Annotated in this window: 4 protein-coding genes; all 4 read left to right on the top strand. The window is 58.9% G+C overall.

What is annotated here, in order from left to right:
- Positions 1-243: 243 nt before the first annotated feature.
- Entirely contained in the window at positions 244-753 is a 510-nt protein-coding gene (locus ACZ4VL_RS40570; RefSeq protein ID WP_465968611.1) for a hypothetical protein, read from the top strand.
- A 101-nt stretch (positions 754-854) separates the two neighbouring features.
- Positions 855-1,286, top strand: a complete 432-nt coding sequence (locus ACZ4VL_RS40575; protein ID WP_465968610.1) for a hypothetical protein — start codon at positions 855-857, stop codon at positions 1,284-1,286.
- The gene (locus tag ACZ4VL_RS40580) at positions 1,286-1,483 is read left to right on the top strand and encodes a hypothetical protein (RefSeq protein ID WP_465968609.1); all 198 of its coding nucleotides are present in this window, start codon (positions 1,286-1,288) and stop codon (positions 1,481-1,483) included. Before ACZ4VL_RS40575 ends, ACZ4VL_RS40580 begins: the two co-directional genes overlap by 1 nt.
- The coding region (locus ACZ4VL_RS40585) for a hypothetical protein (protein ID WP_468211035.1) at positions 1,480-1,964 on the top strand (485 nt) is incomplete at its 3' end. The genes ACZ4VL_RS40580 and ACZ4VL_RS40585, both read left to right, overlap by 4 nt.

The raw sequence follows: 1,964 nt of genomic DNA on the forward strand, positions 1-1,964 counted from the left end.
GGTTTTGAGTTAGAAATAAATGTGTCGGGGGAAGTCCTGGCCGTGCTTCGATTCCTATCCTTCTAAGTGATAACTTTTTCAGGGTGAGCAGTTAGGAGGTGATTGGGTGGTTATCCTTGCTGTATTGGTGGTTTCCGGTGGTTGCTGTCGCCGGGGTGGAAAGAATGCTTAGTTAGTGATTTCCTAGGTCGGTTAACTAAGCGCCATGTTTTTTCTTGAGCTTCTTACGCTGGGTTGAGAGGGGTGGCGAAAGCCGCCCCTTTTCTCTTTGCAGCCCCTTGCGCATCTCCTTTTCTTTGTTATGGGTATTTCTACCTACACAAAAAAGGAGGATCTGTGCGCAATCTTTGTTTGTCGGCCATCGCCGGTGCGTTGTTGCTCTCTGCTGGGTGTTCCAGTCAACCCAGCGACGCCGCACTTGAAAGCGATGCTCCGCCCACTGCGGTGATTCTGTTGGGCGAGGTAGACCTGCCCAAGGGCGCGACCCTGGACGATTTGCCCAGCCTTCTCAATGCCGGGGGCATCCCTTGGGAGAAGGTTCAAGAAAGAAAGGTTCAGCTCGAAGGCTCCTTCGACCGTCCTTGGAGCGACGGCCGTTCGTTGGCAGTGGCCGTTGACGTTCTCGGCCGAACCACCCGGTTGATCGTGCGGGCTGGCGACCAGCCACGGCTTTCACCGCCGGCCGTTTGTGTTCGCGGTGTTGGGAGGGATGCCGTCGCGTCGGATATTTCGGAAGCGCATCCCTGTAGGTGACGACAAAGGCGGCGAAAGCTGCCTTTTTCTTTTCTCGATCCCCTTGCGCAAACCAAACCGTTTGTTATGGGTAGTGCAACCCATTTTAAAAAGGAGGCCTCATGCGCGTTTTGGTTCTTTCTCTGGCCCTTGCCAGCCTGCTTCCGTTGACGGCCTCCGCCGCAGACAACACTTCCGCCCGCCGATACGGCACCAGCGAAACCTTGTCCGTTCAGAACGCCCGCCTGGGCGAGGTGTTGATGGTCCGCGAGGTCGCCATCCAATCCGACAAGAAGCTCAACGCGGGCTCGGCCATTGGCGCCGCCGTGGGTTATGGCGCCGTGCGAGGCGTCAACAGCAGCTATCGCAGCGCTTCCCGCATTGCGGCCGGGACCATCGGCGGGGTGGCCGGCACGGCCATCCTGGAGAGCGGCAAGGTGATTGCTATCGTTCAGGCCGATGACCTGCCGATTCGCACCGGCTCGAAAGTATTCCTGACGGGGAGAGGTTCCAAGACTCGCGTTGTGCCCGCGTCGATTGAGGGGCAGCGCTGATGGATGCCGCATCGCAAGAAGTCTTTTCTGAAGAGCAGCGCCAAGAGGTCATGCAGCGCCAAGAGGTCATCCTGATGGAGATTCGGAAGCTTCATGTGAAGCACCAGGCCGATCTGACTGATCGCTTCAATAAGGGGTTGGTGTTGGGAATGTTTGTTGGAGCCGCGGCTCTAGCGCTTGGGATGATGCTCGGATGAACCTCTCTCTCCTCGCCCTAGCATGCCTGCTCCCCCTTGCCGCCAGCGCCGCCGAGCCCCGTAGCGATTCGGTCGCCGTTGCCGTCGGGGTGAATGCCACCGTGATCACGCCGCACACCATCGCAGTAAGGGTCACACACGCCTGGGAGGCGTCCCCCACGGAAACCGCCACCGGGGTTCAGTCCTTCGAACCCATGGAAGCGCCGGGCCGTGGCCCATACGCGGCTTACAACTCAATCTTGAAGAAGAACCCCGCAACACGCGAAAGCGTCACGCTGTGGGTGATTGACGAGGCGCAGCGCTACTACACGCTCCGAGTGACGTATGAGCGCGTCCCATGCCGCGACACGCGAAACAACGGTGTGGATGACAGCGTATGTGCGCTGCGCATCGCTGGCCGCATTCTGCCGTTCTACATGCAGGGCGACGAGCAGGGGGCTTTTGAGGTGGGGGATCAAGTTTTTCTCCGCTCCGAAGGGAC

This window comes from Streptomyces sp. NPDC029014 (assembly GCF_055564695.1).

Excerpts from the sequence above, each read along its gene's own strand:
- ACZ4VL_RS40575 (WP_465968610.1), top strand. The coding sequence starts at position 855 with ATGCGCGTTTTGGTTCTTTCTCTGGCCCTTGCCAGCCTGCTTCCGTTG.
- ACZ4VL_RS40580 (WP_465968609.1), top strand. The coding sequence starts at position 1,286 with ATGGATGCCGCATCGCAAGAAGTCTTTTCTGAAGAGCAGCGCCAAGAG.